The 14343-nt window shown below is 43.5% G+C and carries 13 protein-coding genes; 2 read left to right on the top strand and 11 right to left on the bottom strand.

Translation table 11 applies throughout. The features are described 5' to 3' along the window. The first annotated feature begins 184 nt into the window (after positions 1-184). Entirely contained in the window at positions 185-967 is a 783-nt protein-coding gene (gene nudC, locus H8744_RS11850; RefSeq protein ID WP_262435026.1) for an NAD(+) diphosphatase, read from the top strand. Between the two features lie 136 nt (positions 968-1103). Here the strand turns inward: nudC and H8744_RS11845 are convergent, their stop codons facing one another. The 4 genes from H8744_RS11845 to H8744_RS11830 all read right to left on the bottom strand — a co-directional run bounded on the left by H8744_RS11845 (position 1104) and on the right by H8744_RS11830 (position 7507). Beyond that, complete coding sequence (locus tag H8744_RS11845) at positions 1104-2003, bottom strand: histidine decarboxylase, pyruvoyl type (RefSeq protein WP_262435025.1); 900 nt, start codon at positions 2001-2003, stop codon at positions 1104-1106. Positions 2004-2250: 247 nt separating this feature from the next. Next, positions 2251-3996 (bottom strand): phospho-sugar mutase, encoded by a 1746-nt coding sequence (locus tag H8744_RS11840; RefSeq protein ID WP_262435024.1) that lies wholly within the window; start codon positions 3994-3996, stop codon positions 2251-2253. A gap of 180 nt (positions 3997-4176) precedes the next feature. Next, the gene (locus tag H8744_RS11835; protein WP_262435023.1) at positions 4177-5814 is read right to left on the bottom strand and encodes a C69 family dipeptidase; all 1638 of its coding nucleotides are present in this window, start codon (positions 5812-5814) and stop codon (positions 4177-4179) included. Positions 5815-5857: 43 nt separating this feature from the next. After that, positions 5858-7507 (bottom strand): M23 family metallopeptidase, encoded by a 1650-nt coding sequence (locus H8744_RS11830; RefSeq protein ID WP_262435022.1) that lies wholly within the window; start codon positions 7505-7507, stop codon positions 5858-5860. 199 nt (positions 7508-7706) lie between these two features. Between H8744_RS11830 and ald the strand changes: the two genes are divergently transcribed. Then, positions 7707-8813: an alanine dehydrogenase gene (gene ald, locus H8744_RS11825; RefSeq protein ID WP_262435021.1), complete on the top strand. Its 1107-nt coding sequence runs from the start codon at positions 7707-7709 to the stop codon at positions 8811-8813. Positions 8814-8953: 140 nt separating this feature from the next. On the opposite strand, the gene H8744_RS11820 is transcribed toward ald, so the two are convergent. The 7 genes from H8744_RS11820 to H8744_RS11790 form a co-directional block, all read right to left on the bottom strand. Continuing rightward, positions 8954-9895, bottom strand: a complete 942-nt coding sequence (locus H8744_RS11820) for an NAD(P)H-dependent flavin oxidoreductase (RefSeq protein WP_262435020.1) — start codon at positions 9893-9895, stop codon at positions 8954-8956. A 119-nt stretch (positions 9896-10014) separates the two neighbouring features. Further along, entirely contained in the window at positions 10015-10716 is a 702-nt protein-coding gene (locus tag H8744_RS11815; protein ID WP_262435019.1) for a DUF4858 domain-containing protein, read from the bottom strand. Positions 10717-10737: 21 nt separating this feature from the next. After that, the gene (locus H8744_RS11810) at positions 10738-11259 is read right to left on the bottom strand and encodes a DUF4943 family protein (protein WP_262435018.1); all 522 of its coding nucleotides are present in this window, start codon (positions 11257-11259) and stop codon (positions 10738-10740) included. 20 nt (positions 11260-11279) lie between these two features. Continuing rightward, positions 11280-12338, bottom strand: coding sequence for a putative outer membrane beta-barrel protein (locus tag H8744_RS11805; protein WP_262435017.1), 1059 nt, complete (start codon positions 12336-12338; stop codon positions 11280-11282). Next, positions 12322-12867, bottom strand: coding sequence for an RNA polymerase sigma factor (locus tag H8744_RS11800; RefSeq protein ID WP_262435016.1), 546 nt, complete (start codon positions 12865-12867; stop codon positions 12322-12324). Before H8744_RS11800 ends, H8744_RS11805 begins: the two co-directional genes overlap by 17 nt. 171 nt (positions 12868-13038) lie before the next feature. After that, complete coding sequence (nadC, locus tag H8744_RS11795) at positions 13039-13887, bottom strand: carboxylating nicotinate-nucleotide diphosphorylase (protein WP_262435015.1); 849 nt, start codon at positions 13885-13887, stop codon at positions 13039-13041. Then, positions 13880-14272: a DUF4783 domain-containing protein gene (locus tag H8744_RS11790; RefSeq protein WP_262435014.1), complete on the bottom strand. Its 393-nt coding sequence runs from the start codon at positions 14270-14272 to the stop codon at positions 13880-13882. The genes nadC and H8744_RS11790 overlap by 8 nt, the downstream gene beginning before the upstream one ends. Positions 14273-14343: the final 71 nt, after the last annotated feature.

Raw genomic sequence — 14343 nt, 5'->3', positions numbered from 1 at the left:
CATGGGGGTGTTTCACTGCTTTACATCCCCATGTTTAACATAGCAGGTTCAAACCGAACGATGCGTTTGTTTATAACATTCTATACGAAGAGTTATGGGAAACACCTTATATATTTGTACCTTTGCAGCACATTAATGCTATAATAAAGAAGAAACCTAACGAAACAAAATATCGCATATAAAGATGAACGAACCCTCAAAGAACTGGTGGATCATATTCCACAAAGACCAGATATTACTTCAGAAACAGAATGACAAATTCTCACTCCCCTGCAACGAACAGTCTCCTATCCGTATTCCCAAAGGCAGCACAGTACACGAGATCTGCATTTTGGAGACTCTGCCTTGTAAAGCGTTTGCTATCGAACAATCGATAGAAGAATCGAAAGATTACGTTCTGACAGGCCTAAGAGCATCTTACGATCTGATTCCATTAGTACAATATCAGGCAGCCGGAAAAGCAGCCGAAATACTGCATTGGGATCGTAATAGTCGCTTCTGCCCCGTATGCGGAACAAAGATGATACAAAAAGAGACCATCATGAAAAAATGTCCGGCATGTGGAAATGAAATGTATCCAGCCATATCCGTTGCCATACTGGTACTGATTCGCAAAGAAGATAGCCTCCTCTTGGTACATGCACGAAACTTCAAGGGTACTTTCAACAGCTTGGTAGCCGGATTCCTGGAAACCGGAGAAACGCTGGAAGAGTGTGTAGCCCGGGAAGTGAAAGAAGAAACGGGACTGGACATCCGTAACATTACTTATTTTGCCAACCAGCCGTGGCCCTATCCGAGCGGGCTGATGGTAGGATTTATAGCCGACTATGCGGGAGGAGAATTACAGCTTCAGGATGAAGAACTTAGTTCCGGAGCATTCTACACCAGAGACAATCTGCCCGAACTACCGCGCAAACTAAGTCTTGCCCGCAAAATGATAGATTGGTGGTTAGAGAACGGTAAATAACAAAATACAGGCCACGAGAAGCACGCACAAACTACAAACGAACAACTTATGAGTGGAATGAAACCGAATTCATCCTACAGAAAGTATCAATAAACCCTGCGCCCTCGTGACCTGCTTTTTCAAATAACCTCCGGGATTACTCCTCGAAAGTGAGTTCTTCCAAACCTAATTTTTTCTCCCACTCAGTAAGAGGCATTTTATAAAGTGCTGCCGCGTCCATTCCCTGTGGTACTGCATTTTGAGCCAGATAGACGGCAGGTATGGTGGTCATCGCACAACCTACCTGATCGGGTTCTACAAATACATATTTATATCCGGCATAAATACACTCGTATTCTATGCCTTGATCTTCCGCACAAAGTGCAATACTTTCAGTTACCCTGCGAAGAGTACCTTCCAAATACCCGATCATCTCACTTTCGGTAGTCGAATCATCGCCATAAACATTCGCATCTTCTACAAACAGACAGGCAGCTTGATCACGATTCTTCGGAACAGCTACCCCTACACAGCCCCATACCCATTGCGGTCCGTGAGCCATGACATCCTGTCCGGCACAAACAATATATGAGCCAGGCATAGGCGGGAATCGACGTTGTTTCTCTTTTCCGAAAAGGCGTTCGGTAGCATCCAACAAAGGACGTGCATTATAAACAGGAATCTCCTTGCCACCTTCCATAGGTTGCTTGTACATAGGAGCTATTTTACCGGATAGGATATCTTCGTGTACACCGAGGTCGAGTCCCCAGATGGCACCATTCAATCCGCAAAAAGCAGAGGAAGTGTTCTGCATGTTTACTTGTCCGCAATAGGCATCACTCTTTCCGCAACGTTCATAAGCCAGAATACTTTCAGTGACTTCATCCAGTCCTTTCACATCGACAGTACCGACAGAAAGTTTCAGCGTAGAAATATATCCTTGACCGTCATGAGCGCCCGGATTCATATAGCCCATGCAAAATTCCTTACTTGGCCCAACGGCCTGACTAATTACTTTCGAGGCATCATACTTGATGCCGGCTATCAGATCTTTCATATATCAATTGGTTTAGATGTTGCACTTAGAACAACGTCCGCGGCAGAATGATTAAGACCAATAGTCTAAAGAAACAAAAAGAATGTTTAACGACGACGGTCTCGCGTAATCCAACCCTCTATAGAAGAATCGAAAAGAATGCGCCACACTAACTCCACTAAAAAGGAAAAGAGGCCGTTGACCGAATTTATTTCGGCTAACGACCTCTCCTATCATCGTTTGGTGTAACTCCTCCCGCGGAAACGGATCAGATGCCCAAAGATTTCATTATGGCCTTGATCTTTTCATCGGCTTCGGCATCGGCACTGGCAAAGCAATTGCGGCAGCCCATTTCACCTTTTACTTCGATGTAGAATTTGATTTTCGGCTCTGTTCCCGACGGACGAATGGAAACCTTGCTACCGTCTTCGGTGAAATACTGAAGAACGTTAGATTTATCAGGCATATCTATCTCCGTCACACGTCCGGTAGCATCCATCTGTTTCAAAGTCTGGAAGTCTTTCCACAGAATAACTTTAGAGCCCGCCAGTTCGCGCGGTGGATTGTTACGGAAATCAACCATCATCTGTTTGATTTCGTCCGCGCCACTCTTACCCGGTTTCACTACGCTGATCCCTTTCTCTTTAGAGAAGCCGTATTCTACATAAATATCCAACAAGAGTTCGTACAACGTCTTACCATTATCCTTAGCCCATGCAGCTACTTCAGCAATCAGACAGCAAGCGGAAACAGCATCTTTGTCGCGCACGAAATCTTCGGCCAGGAAGCCGTAGCTCTCTTCGCCACCACCGATATAGACTTTCTTGCCTTCGTTCAGACGAATCTCGCGAGCAATCCATTTGAAGCCCGTGTAGCAATCCATCATCTCGATACCGTTCTTATCGGCAATCTTCTTAATCAATTCCGTGGTAACGATGGTCTTCACAACAAATTCTTTTCCCGTCATCTTGCCCAGTTTCTTATACTGAGTGATGATGTAATAAAGATACATCAAGCAAGTCTGATTACCGTTGATCAGCACCCATTCGCCCTTGTCATCCTTGCAAGCGATGCCTACCCGGTCAGCATCCGGATCACTTGCCATTACCAGATCGGCATCGATCTTTTTGGCCAGATCGACAGCCATCGTCAACGCCTCGGCATTTTCCGGATTCGGAGATACGACTGTCGGGAAGTTACCGTCTTTTATCATCTGTTCGGGCACGGTATATACATTCTCAAATCCCCACATCTTCAAAGCGCGTGGGATAAGCATCATACCTGTACCATGAATCGGAGTATAAACAATCTTCATATCTTTCTGGTGAGCGATCGCTTCCGGATCGATAGAAACAGTTTTCACTTTCTCCAAATAAGGCTTGTCGATATCTTCACCCACTACTTGGATCAGAGCAGGATTGCCTTGGAATTTAATATCGGCTGCAGAAGTAATCTTGTTTACTTCGTCAATGATCCCTTTATCATGCGGAGCCAGTACCTGCGCACCATCATCCCAATAAGCCTTGTAGCCGTTGTATTCCTTCGGATTATGAGATGCAGTCAGGATAATACCGCTCTGGCAGCCCAAATAGCGGATGGCAAAAGACATTTCCGGTGTCGGACGCATATCTTCAAAAAGATATACCTTAATACCGTTTGCAGAGAAGATGTCAGCAGATATCTTGGCAAAAAGATCACTGTTGTTACGGCAGTCATACCCTACGACTACTGAAATCTGAGGAAGATCTTTGAAATTCTTATTCAGGTAATTAGACAAGCCTTGAGTCGCAGCACCTACCGTATAGATATTCATCCGGTTTGTACCCACGCCCATAATACCGCGCAAACCGCCTGTACCGAACTCCAGATCTTTATAGAATGCTTCTATCAAATCTGTCTTATCCTCATTTGCCAACATGCGTTTCACTTCAGCCTGAGTTTCGGCATCATATGCCGGGGTAAGCCACTTTTCGGCCTTCTCAGTCACCTGTTTGATCAAGTCTTGATTATCCATCTATATCGTTATTTATTGGTTAATGATTTATTTCTTGTCTCAGTCACAAATGTAAATAAATTAATTGGAAAAACAGAGGTTTAATAATGAAAAATGAATAATGAAAAGTAGGCTGCGCTATCAGGCTGCAAAGTGTCTTAATCGTTCACTTTTCATTATTCATTCTTAATTATCAATTATTCACTTCATTTTGTATCTTTCTCCCGTCTGCTTCACATACTCGTCAAGGAACTCTTTCGGGTAGCCCGGACGAACCACTCCGGCAGGCTGACCGATGGAATTACGCTCAAACTTACCGTCTTTCATCTTACGGATCACCCCGTCGGCATATTTCACAATGATGAATTCACCCAAACGTTTCCAAGTATCGAAAGTACTCTGCGCTGTGATATTCGTATAATTCGTAAGAAAAGCTTTAGCTTCAGCGGGGTCTTTCTGATAAAGCCGGGTAGCCATGTCCTCAATACCAGCCTGTGCGTTGTGGAAAGTGCCTTCCAATTCTTTCTGAGTGTCACGGATATCACCGATCATCAGGTCATAACGCGGATACACCATATTAGACACCCAATTGAAAATCCAGAAAGAGGAATCCCAAGAGAAGGTGATATAATCGGCACCTCCGACACGGCTGTAACACACAGGAACCTTATCCGTACAACAATATACCGGAGTGAAAACAGTCATATTGGCATCATCCGTACCAAACCAGAGTACACCGCCCACAGGATCAGGCATACTGGCACGCATCTGTGCAACAAATACAAAACCGGATTGTTGAGTTGAAATAGGACGTTCATTGAAGTATTTTTGACCATCTACTTCAAATTCAAGCGGAGAAAGACGATAAGGAGTCTTGTAAGGACCGGCACCGAAATCATTAGTGATATCCAGCGGTGTTCCTTCATAATGATCACGCATAGCGTTCTGTACATCTTGTACCGAAATCTTACGGGAAGGCTTGATGAACAACGGCATCGGTTCGTCTGTTTCCCCCTGAATATAAGGAAGGTAAGCATTTCCTTTATCGGTAAACATATTGAAATAACTCCAAACGCGGGCTTCGCAATAACGCCGCGCACCGAAATCAAGCGGAGCATATGCCTTTGCAAAACTGAAATCCTTGTTTACACCATTGAAGTATCCCTTTTCACGAGCAAAAGAGATCACATCCGGTGAGTACATACAGTTTTCCTTATCATTCATATCGAACTGATGGATACGTGCCTGGTTGGCATGAGCCGAAATACAATCATCGGGCACACGAACTGCAACCCATACTGCACCGCGGACACCGGGACCTTTACCAATCATCTCCATAATCCAGACTTCGTTGGGATCGGCAAGCGTGAATGATTCTCCTTCGCTATAATAGCCATACTCCTGTACAAGATCGGTCATGATCTTGATAGCCTCACGAGCTGTACGCGAACGCTGCAGACCGATATATATCAGACTTCCATAATCGATTATTCCGGTAGAATCCGCCAATTCGGGACGTCCTCCAAAAGTAGTTTCCCCAATAGTGACCTGATACTCATTCATATTGCCAATCACATTGTATGTCTGACGAGCTTGAGCAATCTTACCTAGATACTTACCGGTATCCCACTCGTAAACATCTAGCATAGTCCCCTTTTTGTAAGTAGCTGCCGGATAGTGATACAGTTCACCGAAGAGTCCGTAGGAATCGGCAGAATAGGAAACGATAGTCGAACCATCGGCAGATGCATTCTTCCCGACAATAAGATTAGTACAGGCGAAAGTATCCGCCACAGCCGCCAAAAGAAAGGCAGCACAAAGAATCAGTTTCTTGTTCATTGTTCTATTATTACTTAAATATTAGTACTATAACATTCTTCTCTTACCATACAAAAGTGTCTCGCACCACAGTTTCATTGCCGCAATCATCCGTAGCCACCATCTCCACGACATGTTTACCACCTTTTTTCACATACTTCGGGTCAAGTTCACAAATATACTGTGTACGGGTCATGTTCGGTCTGCCGAACAAGGCATATTTCCCATCAATCGTCCCTCGATAGGAACAGATACCGGTCGCCTTATCTTTAATAGAATAAACTATTTTCCCTGTACGTCCCCAGTTTTTGGGACTTATCGGAGTAATGACAGGAGGAACCGTATCGACTGCCACCGTATAAGTAGCCAGTTCACGGATATGAGTTTTCATAAAACCGTTTTCATATTTTCCACCGACTCCGTATAAACCTTTCGGGGTGACACGTGCCACGTAATATTTTGTACTGTCAGCTACCGGTTTACGACGAAGCCCGATACGCAGTTCGCAACCGCCATGCAAAGGTACCCGTTCATCATTCAACTGATACGTAAAAGAAACAGCACCGCTATCTGCCTTCATCTGATAGTTCAAAGCAATGTCATCATATAGCATCCCTTTGGGTATAATCAAAGACAGTCCCGGTTCCTGCAGAATATTCGTCTTATTCCAAGCAAAGAAATATTTATCACGATGATGCAGCGTTTCAACCGGTTGTTTTTTACCTTGTACCGTAAAACGGGCATGAGAAGTATTTCCGAACGCATCTTTCAGCGTATACACGAAATGATACTCCCTCTCCTCATCGACCGTGACCAATCCCCGATTATTATTAGAAGCCTTTAAGAGCCGCAACGCATTGCCCGGTTCGATAAACGATTTCATATATTGCCCGTACGTCCAAGAGTTTATCATGCGGTTTTCTTCTTGCGAAAAACGATCCACCGTGCTACGGAACACCTCTTCCCCATCTACGGTGAGAATAACCGTATGCACACCGTAACGATTGTGTACGCCATCCATGTAATCATATGCTTTGATGCCGGAACCAATTACCCCCCAAGCCTCTATCGGACGCGGATGGTTCGGTTGAAAGGCTTGACGATCCTGACTCCCCTCCACTACACCTTTACCGGACTGTGGAAATAACATGATGCTTTCAGCTTTCGGTGCAGTGTTATCTTTAATGCGCGTCAGAAAAAAAGGCATCGGATCGATATAATCTCCGGTAGCCGTTTCAAACACATCCAAATGCAAGTGCGGTCCAAACGAATATCCGGTATTTCCACTCCATGCGATCTGCTGACCAGCCTTCACAGGATACTCACCCGGCTCGGGAATTATTTCCACCTCATAGCTTTCTTCTTTATACTGCAATTCTTCCACCCGTTTCGCAATAGCTCCCAAGAAACCGCTGAGGTGGCGGTTTATAGTGAAATATCCATTATCATAAGTAACATCGAGTACATAGCCGGAGCCATTGGTGACACGAATGCGGGAGATATACCCATCGGCAAGGGCACGGACAGGTTTTCCGATTACCCCTCCCGTTTTAAAATCAAGCCCTCCATGAAAATGATTGGCTCGTATTTCCCCGAAATTGCCACTCAATGTCAGAGGAAAGTCGAAAGGCGGAATAAAAGTAGCCTGCGTTTGATTCTGAGTAAAAGCTTGCATACTACAGGCAAGTAACAAAGCGGTGATATATCGTTTCATTTAATCTTTCGTTTCATTAGATTGACAAATGTACATCATTCCGGGTAAATATTAAAATCCACCGGAGAAATAATTGTCAAAATGGAGAAGTAGATATTTATAAAAACAACAATATGCTGTTAAACATCCCCTTATGCATAACAACGTAAGGGGAATTTCCGTACATTCGCATATGTTTAACCCTTAATACAGTAACATTATGATTATCGGAGTACCAAAGGAAATCAAAAACAACGAGAACCGGGTGGGTATGACCCCCTCCGGAGTTGCCGAAGTAGTAAAGCGCGGACATACTGTATATTTACAGCATACTGCAGGTCTCAATAGTGGATTCCCGGACGAAGCCTATACAGCTGTAGGTGCCAAGATTCTCCCTACCATGGAAGATGTTTACGCCACCGCAGAAATGATAGTGAAGGTAAAAGAGCCCATAAAACCGGAATACAAACTCATTCGCAAAGGACAGTTACTATTTACTTATTTCCACTTTGCCTCCGATAAAGAACTGACCCTTGCCATGATTGAAAACGGTTCCATTTGTCTGGCTTATGAAACGGTAGAGAAGCCTGATCACTCCCTGCCGCTACTTATACCAATGAGTGAAGTAGCAGGACGCATGGCCACTCAAGAAGGTGCCCGTTTCCTTGAAAAGCCACAAGGTGGCAAAGGTATCTTGCTCGGTGGTGTACCGGGTGTGAAACCGGCAAGAGTATTGATTCTGGGGGGCGGCATTGTAGGAAGCAATGCGGCACAGATGGCTGCCGGAATGGGGGCGGATGTAACCATAGCTGATATCAATCTGGCACGTCTCCGCTATCTGAATGAAGTACTTCCTAAAAATGTAAAAACCCTCTATGCTTCAGAATTACGTCTTAAAATGGAACTTCCTACCGCTGATCTGATCATCGGTTCGGTACTTATCCCCGGTGATAAAGCACCTCATCTGATTACCCGTGACATGTTGAAAATGATGCAACCCGGAACGGTACTTGTCGATGTAGCCATCGACCAGGGAGGATGCTTTGAAACGTCACACCCCACTACCCACAGTGAACCTACTTATGTTGTGGATGGAATCGTGCATTATGCCGTAGCTAACATTCCGGGAGCTGTGCCTTACACATCTACACTGGCATTGACCAATGCAACTTTACCCTATGTCATAGCCCTTGCCAACAAAGGATGGGAAAAGGCTTGCAAAGAGGATCACGCCCTCGAACTGGGACTGAATGTTGTAGAAGGCAAAGTTGTTTACAAAGCTGTCGCTGATGTATTCGGACTGAAATATGAACCGCTTAAATTATAATGAAAAGTGAAAATTAAAAACGAAGAGTGAAAGACGAAGGATAAAGAATCCAACCCAATAACATTCAGTTGGAATTCTTTATCCTTTATTGTTCACTTGCTGTTTCTTAATAGAAAAGGAATCATACCAAATGAAAGATTCTACATTCTTTCTTCCAAATTCTTAATTCCTCTCTCATATCCCTCGACCAATTCTTTCATTACTTCCGAAACTGACTGTTGTTGGCGGAACAATGCGGCAACTTGACCTATCTCCAGTTCTCCTTCTTCAAGATCACCTTCAAAAATACCTTTTTTAGCCCTGCCTTTTCCTAAAAGTTCACGCAATTCGTCGGCAGATGCTCCACGCCCTTCCGCTGCTTCCACAGCATCCCGGAAACTATTCGTCACAAGACGTGTAGGAGCCAATTTTTTAAGTAATAGTTTAGTATCCCCTTCATTCAACCGCAAACAATACTCTTTGAATACATCGCTGGCGGAACTTTCATAAGTCAATGCGAAACGGGTTCCTATCTGTACCCCTTCTGCACCTAAGACCATAGCTGCCAAGATACCTTCACCCGTAGCAATACCTCCAGCGGCAATCAAAGGGAGATTTGTTGCTCGGCGAACTGCCGGAATCAGACAAAACGTAGTCGTTTCTTCCCGCCCGTTATGACCACCGGCTTCAAAACCTTCGGCAACCACAGCATCTACACCGGCTTCTTCACATTTTACAGCAAACTTCGAAGAAGATACGACATGCACCACTGTAATCCCTCGTTCCTTAAGCCATCCTGTCCATGTTTTAGGATTTCCAGCGGAAGTAAAGACAATTTTGACTCCCTCTTCAACAACGATATTCATAACCTCCTCAATTTGAGGATACATCAAAGGAATATTCACTCCAAAGGGGTTATCAGTAGCAGCTTTACACTTACGAATATGTTGACGGAGAACCTCCAGATGCATAGATCCCGCACCAATCAACCCGAGTCCGCCTGAATTACTTACTGCAGATGCCAAACGCCAACCGCTGCACCAAACCATACCTCCCTGAATAATAGGATAACGAATACCTAAAAGAGTAGAAATTCGATTCATAAATTATATATATTTTCTAATTTGATAGATTCGTTGCCGAACATATTCTGCCAATCTTCAAAAGTAAGAAAAAGCAGTATGCCACTTACTATATTTAACAATTTTACACCTTCTAAAGTTCAACGAGTGATGGGCTGTAACACAGGAGCTGAAACATTTACTGTTGTAGAATCTCCATATGATTTAAGAATCTCCAAAGTTCGGGCACGACGGATATTTCCCTTTCTGTCCCAAAACCTTCTTGTAAAAATACTATTGAAATCAAGACCACCAATACCACTACTGCCGACACCTTCCCAAGCACCCACCATAGCATTATTTACCCTTCCTGCCAATGGATTATAGCGTAATCCCGTAGCCTCGATCTGTTCTATCGACGCACGTTCTCCTGCGTCAAGAGGCGTCTTTGCCCAATTTGTATATATAAATAGAGTTTTCAACTTATAATAAGGATCCCCCCGCCAAGTATCTTTCCCCACCTTTATCTTTTTTCTATATACCGGGTCCCAATTATAAGGTGTAGTCGGTTTATAAGGATAAAGCGTAAGAAGTTGCCTCATCTCCAATGACGGTTGATCAGGTAATGCAGAAGGCAATGTCTCATCCGGTAACATCCAGTTTTTATCCGTAGAAATTTGAGGAGCGCCTAATATTCCAGAATCAAAGTCGATTTGTTTCACAGCCTCCGGATTCAATTTGATCTCTCCGTTTCCATGCAGCAGATCATGAAGATTCAATGAATCCTTCTTCGTCCACTCCTGGGCATGAATCAGTGAAGTCACCAAACAAACCGATAGAAACAATATAAAACGCTTCGTCATTCTTTTCTTTTTTATATACCTCTACCACCAACGGTAACCGCTACCGCAAAGAGGTTCGTCATAACAAGGATCGATCGTCCAAGCTGTGCGCGGATAATGCCTGTTCTCCCACCAACGGCGATAACGGGCAGCTGCATCCAATACTTCCTCATCTGAGAGGAAATAAATAGCTTCATAGTTTTCGGCATTAGCCTCGACCATATTGCAGCCCATTGAGGCAGGAATTCCTAACCGTATACTTTCAATTACCCACAAAATACATTCACCAAGGCGTATCTTACCACTATTACTATTGTAAACCGATGGAAATGAAGGAATAATAGTCAAATCTTCGGCATAATTAAACAATTCGGGAATATCTTCCTCCGAAAAATGAGGTACTCCTATCACTCCCTTCTCATCTTTCGCATTATAGTTTCCGGCTTTCAATTGTTTCACAAAAAGATCAACATCCGGATGATCGTAATCAAGCGTTTCTTCACTGCATCCTGTAAATACGATCACAGTAAATAAAACCAGTAACATAATCCATGTCTTTCTCATAAGGCTCTTCTTTTTAATGGTTAATAAGTCATGCGGAGTCCGCAGATCAGATTAAAATTCGTCGGTCGTTTCGTACGCACCGTCTCAAGTTTGGAATCGGTCTTGAAATGATGCGAAACACCCGGTTCGGCAAAAAGTGCAATCCGATCGTTTATTTTGTAGTTCACTCCCAATCCGGCAATCACAGCCAATTGTACAGGTTCATTTTTAAAATCATTTTCCGCAGCACCGGCTATACATTTATCGGCTATACCTCCCAATGAAGCATATAAATCCAACTTAGGCGCTTCTGCCAAATATACATTCATCTTCACCGGAATTCCAAGATAATGAAGACCTTTTCCTTCCGATCTCAAGTTCGTATATGCCAATCCGGTTTCTATCCCTAAATATTTATTAAACCTTTTCTCCAACGTCAAACCTGCCATAACCGGCATTTTACACCTTCCGTTTGCTGCCGGAAGTGCCGTCCCTACTCCGGCTTTTAAAGCTAGCCCATGATACTTTTTCACAATCCCTGTAGTTGAATTCTGTGTGCCATAAAAGACCGGCTGATCACTCTCCTCAAACTCAAAATTCTCATTGCCTGTCCCAGCTTTCCACACTTTTTTCCCGTTATCGATCATATTTGCTCCTTCTTGTATAGTCTCAGCAGAAACAGAAAAACTGAATGACATGGTGACTGTGACCGAATCATCCTCTTCTCCTTCGTGACTTTGAGCCAATGTGCCATATACGTTAGGCGCAGATTTCTGTTGCATGGGCTGGGGTTGCACAGGTGAAAAAGATTGGTTTACATGGTCACCATCCAAATCACCTACACCAGTAACAGCAAGTTGCGTAAATGCCTGCTCTATTTCTTCTTTTGGTGAAATAAACCAAATGGTAGCAGACGATGCCGCCAAGACCAACAAGACAGAGGCAGCGGCAGCTACCCGGAAAAATGCAACACGACGACGATGACTTCGAATCGCCACATCTTTGTTTAATTCTTCCCAGAATCCGTCCCTTACCGTCATTTCGGCATTGCCGAGTCGCGAACGGAACAGGCCGGTTATTTCATCAGTTTCTCTCTTCATGGTTTCTATATTCTTTAATCTTTTTTGCTAACAAATATTTGGCCCTGTGAAGTTGCGAAGTAGAGGAGTGTTCTTTAATATTCAACATTTCCGCTATCTCCTTGTGCGACTTCTCTTCAAACACATAAAGGTTGAATACGGTTCGACATCCATCTGGTAAATCAGCAACAAAAGCCATTAATTGTTCTTCCGAGATCCCACATCCATTATCCCCTAAATCCGGAATATCGGGAATCTGTTCCTCGTGAGCTATTACCTGAGTGATTCGTTTCTGCTTTCGTAAATAATCAAGTGCTTGAGTTACCATCACTCTCGTTATCCATGTGGATAATGAAGCCTCTCCCCGAAACGAGAATTTAGTAAAAATCTTGATAAACCCATCATGTAACACATCGTGTGCCGCCTCCATATCGCCCGTATAACGATAGCAAATCGCCAGCATCTGCTTGGAATAAAGGGTGTAAAGTTCCTTTCGGGCGGAATCTTTTCCTGCCCGGCAGCCCTTTATCAGTTCTATCTCGTTTTCCAATGCCAGTGCTTTTTACGGACGCCTCTTTGCGTCATTTGTTAGTTAGACGCAGCATCATGGGAAATGCTGCTAAAAGTATATTTAAAAGAAGTTAAAGAAAAAAGCTTCCATAATGCAGAGACAGCACTACATTATGGAAGCTTAGTTAATCAATGCGATATGTAGCCTTCATCAACAGGCTTTGAAACTCATATCAAGCCCTTTTACTGAATGGGTCAATGCTCCTACTGAGATAAAGTCAACACCACATTCGGCATAGTCACGCAATGTATCGAAAGTGATGCCACCTGACGATTCCGTCTCATAACGACCATTTACCATCTCTACAGCTTTCCTTGTCATTTCAGGAGTGAAGTTATCAAACATAATTCGATCCACTCCTCCTAAATCGAGTACCCGTTGGAGTTCATCAAAATTACGAACCTCAATTTCAATCTTCAAATCCTTGCCTTTTTCTTTGCAATATTCTTTGGCACGAGTAATTGCTTTCTCAATACCACCGGCAAAATCCACATGATTGTCTTTCAAAAGAATCATATCAAACAATCCGATACGATGGTTCACACCACCTCCAATCTTTACCGCCATCTTTTCAAGAATACGCATTCCCGGAGTTGTTTTACGGGTATCCAGCACATGAGTATGAGTACCTTCAAGTTTTGCCGCATATTTACGGGTCATAGTGGCAATCCCACTCATACGTTGCATGACATTCAGCATCAGACGCTCAGTCTGCAACAATGATTGTATTTTACCTTCCACCACCATGGCGATATCACCCGGTTTTACTTCCGCACCGTCATTAATGAACACCTCCACTTTCATTTCCGGATCAAAACGATTGAAGATCTCCTTAGCCACCTCAATACCTGCCAAAACACCGGCTTCTTTGATGAGAAGTTTAGATTTCCCCATAGCTGTGGCAGGGATACATGAAAGGGTTGTATGATCTCCATCACCTATATCCTCTGCAAAAGCAAGATCGATCAACTTGTCTATCAATTCTTTTTCCTTATTCATTGGTTTTATCAATCCTTATTTGATGTATTAAATATTTGTTCTGTACTCTTTTGAAGAAACAATTCACCCGAAAGTTCCCATTTGCAGTTGTCAAGGTACCGATAACGAAACTTGATTCATCTCGCTTTCCCTGATGGTTCACATTAAAACTACTGACTTTATTATCAGCAAAAAAGGTACTCATAGCACTCTCTGCTTCCTGTTTGTCAGCGCTTGCCGTGCGATTCTGAATGACGAGGTCTACCTTATCACCCAAATATTTGTTCAGCTCCTGAGAGCTTCCCTTCTTAAATGCCACAACCACTCCTACCGGAACATCTTGTGCAAAAAGCGTAGATACGGAGAAGAGCAGTCCGGCAAACCATAAAAGCACTCGTTTTTTCATAACTACAAGCTTTTCAGATAGTCGTTTTCAGCGAAAACTTCCACCTAATGATACGCAAAGGTAAGCATTTA

This window comes from Jilunia laotingensis (assembly GCF_014385165.1).
Taxonomy (GTDB): domain Bacteria; phylum Bacteroidota; class Bacteroidia; order Bacteroidales; family Bacteroidaceae; genus Bacteroides; species Bacteroides laotingensis.
This window is presented reverse-complemented; position numbering and strand designations above follow the sequence as displayed.

Coding starts and splice junctions, on each gene's coding strand:
- H8744_RS11805 (WP_262435017.1), bottom strand. CDS start 12,338: ATGAAGAGAGAAACTGATGAAATAACCGGCCTGTTCCGTTCGCGACTC.
- ald (WP_262435021.1), top strand. CDS start 7,707: ATGATTATCGGAGTACCAAAGGAAATCAAAAACAACGAGAACCGGGTG.
- H8744_RS11790 (WP_262435014.1), bottom strand. CDS start 14,272: ATGAAAAAACGAGTGCTTTTATGGTTTGCCGGACTGCTCTTCTCCGTA.
- H8744_RS11815 (WP_262435019.1), bottom strand. CDS start 10,716: ATGACGAAGCGTTTTATATTGTTTCTATCGGTTTGTTTGGTGACTTCA.
- H8744_RS11845 (WP_262435025.1), bottom strand. CDS start 2,003: ATGAAAGATCTGATAGCCGGCATCAAGTATGATGCCTCGAAAGTAATT.
- nudC (WP_262435026.1), top strand. CDS start 185: ATGAACGAACCCTCAAAGAACTGGTGGATCATATTCCACAAAGACCAG.
- H8744_RS11840 (WP_262435024.1), bottom strand. CDS start 3,996: ATGGATAATCAAGACTTGATCAAACAGGTGACTGAGAAGGCCGAAAAG.
- nadC (WP_262435015.1), bottom strand. CDS start 13,887: ATGAATAAGGAAAAAGAATTGATAGACAAGTTGATCGATCTTGCTTTT.
- H8744_RS11835 (WP_262435023.1), bottom strand. CDS start 5,814: ATGAACAAGAAACTGATTCTTTGTGCTGCCTTTCTTTTGGCGGCTGTG.
- H8744_RS11830 (WP_262435022.1), bottom strand. CDS start 7,507: ATGAAACGATATATCACCGCTTTGTTACTTGCCTGTAGTATGCAAGCT.
- H8744_RS11820 (WP_262435020.1), bottom strand. CDS start 9,895: ATGAATCGAATTTCTACTCTTTTAGGTATTCGTTATCCTATTATTCAG.
- H8744_RS11810 (WP_262435018.1), bottom strand. CDS start 11,259: ATGAGAAAGACATGGATTATGTTACTGGTTTTATTTACTGTGATCGTA.